Genomic DNA, 1,552 nt, shown 5'->3' with positions numbered 1-1,552 from the left:
ATTTGGGGGCCTCCGGCATGGTGAGCGCGTCGTCGGCTCCGTTCATGGCGAGCACGCGTGCCATGATGTTTCGGTCGAGCGCCGGGTCGTCGGTGCTCAGATCGCCATGAAAGGCGACCACGGCCTTCGCGGGGGCGCCGCTGCGCGCGAGATCGAGCGCGACCGCGCCACCGAAGCAAAAGCCGATGGCGGCAAGGCGTGCGCGATCGATCGGAGCCCCGGCCGCGGCGGCCTCGAGCTGTTCGAACGCCTTGACGATGCGTTTGCGCATCACGGTTCGGTCCTTGTAGAGCGGCGTGACCGCGGCCTTGGCGTCTTCGTCCCCCTTCGGGCGTGTTCCTTTGCCGTACATGTCGGTGAGCAGGATGACGTAGTCCTTGCCGGCGATCTTCTTCGCCTTTTCGATGGCGATATCGTTGACCCCGTACCAATTGGGCACCATGACGAGGCCCGGGCGCTTCGCCGTAGAGCCGTCGTCATAGACGAGCCGGCTATCGAACGTCGTGCCGTCGAGTGTCCATTCGACGGGTTTGACGACTATTTTCGCCAGCACCGGCGAAGCGATGAGGGCGGTCAGCAGCATCAGAACGAGGCGCAGGGCTCGCATGTCAGTTTCCTTTCGGCGGTTTGGACGAACGGGTGGAGTGCTTCGACGGGAAGTCTTCATTCTAGGGTGAACAGACTTGCAGAATTAACCCGCGTTGGCGCCTGCCACTACACAAAGCCGTAATCCTCATCGCGCGACATGCACGTTTTCACGATTCCCGGCGCGTTCGGCCCACGGTGCGGCCGGTATCGTTTTCGGCGTCCGTGCCGCGTTTCCGGCTGCATCGTTGCCCGGTAGACATTGCCAGGCCGGACACCCCGAGCAAGCGTTCGAAACTGCTGTCGCACGAGGGCGTTATGACGAGCGGTCCGGATTTTCGATTGTGCCTTTCAGAGTCCCCTGGCTTTCGACCAGGCACGCTCGAACCCGCGGGAGCGAGCCTTCGCGACGGTACGGCGTTCGAGCCGGGATTCGATGACACGGCGCTGCCCCGACAAAGCGTGGCGCTCATGTTCGAGCTTTGTCTGCGCTATGGCGTCGAGCCTGCCGTTCGGTCGCATCCTCCGTCGTTCAGTGCGGCGCAAAAGCAGCGCATCGTCGCACCAGCCCAAGTGCAAAAGACCGTGACGGTGCGCTTGGGCGACTCGACGCTGCTGTGCACAGCCATCGGCGATCCATTGCTGAGCCGCGATCTCATGCGCGAGGTGGCTGAACGGTTGGGGCTCGCTCGTGCCAGCGTCAAACGGCTGCATATCAATCCGCTCGGCTGCGATCCCTTGATCGAATTCGGGATGGCGCCCGGCATGGTGTCGCCGTGGCTGCGTCCGGGGCGGCCGACGTCGGTGCGCGCCGTCGTGCTGACCGGGGAGGCGGCGCCCGCTGCGACGGACGAGACCGCAGTGGCGCTTTCGTTGTCGTTGCGGCAAAGCATTTTCGTTCCTGCGCGCATCGTGCCCGCGATGCTGCGAGACTATGCGGCGCGGGCCTATCCGCAAGTGGCATGGA

2 protein-coding genes are annotated in these 1,552 nt (G+C 64.2%); one reads left to right on the top strand and one right to left on the bottom strand.

Features of this window, described 5'->3' with window-relative positions; genetic code table 11:
- A partial coding sequence (locus VGL01_RS06490) for a dienelactone hydrolase family protein (RefSeq protein ID WP_331568035.1) occupies positions 1 to 607 on the bottom strand: 607 nt, incomplete at its 3' end.
- A 296-nt stretch (positions 608 to 903) separates the two neighbouring features.
- On the opposite strand from VGL01_RS06490, the gene VGL01_RS06485 reads away from it, so the two are divergent.
- Positions 904 to 1,552: hypothetical protein (locus tag VGL01_RS06485; protein WP_331568034.1), on the top strand; the 649-nt coding region annotated here is incomplete at its 3' end.

The sequence above is a fragment of the Trinickia sp. genome, from assembly GCF_036503415.1.
GTDB lineage: Bacteria > Pseudomonadota > Gammaproteobacteria > Burkholderiales > Burkholderiaceae > Trinickia.
Note: the sequence above shows the minus strand (reverse complement) of the source record. Positions and strands in the feature narration are given on the sequence as shown.